The organism is Marinomonas sp. ATLA20 (assembly GCF_057180105.1).
In genome coordinates this window covers 1-332 of the sequence record NZ_JBXUKU010000057.1, presented here as the reverse complement: position 1 = coordinate 332, position 332 = coordinate 1, and the positions used below count along the sequence as shown (strand labels likewise).

Sequence of the window (332 nt, the reverse complement as noted above, 5' to 3'; positions counted from 1 at the left end):
ACCCGAAGACCAAGTGCTTTGGTTGGTACTAGGGATGGCTCTTTTTCGGGATGAAGCGATTGAAGAAGTGGCTAGGCGCTTAAATATCTGTGCAGAAGGCTTAGCATCAGAGCAACTTCTTGCCAAGAGTGGCGTATCTCAAGCGAGACAGCGACTTGGTTCAGATCCTATGCAGTGGCTTTTCCAGCGTACAGGAGAGCATTGGGCTAATGAACGATTTGCTCAAGATGATTGGCAAGGCCTGCAAGTATTCGCAATAGATGGTGTCGTTTTTCGCACCCCAGACACACCAGAATTACGAGAGCACTTCGGTAGTGCCAGCAATACAAGGG

Annotated in this window: 1 protein-coding gene; it reads left to right on the top strand. The window is 49.1% G+C overall.

What is annotated here, in order from left to right:
• Positions 1-332 (top strand): transposase domain-containing protein (locus AC2A4J_RS20430; RefSeq protein WP_484177307.1); only part of this gene is annotated, 332 nt, incomplete at both ends.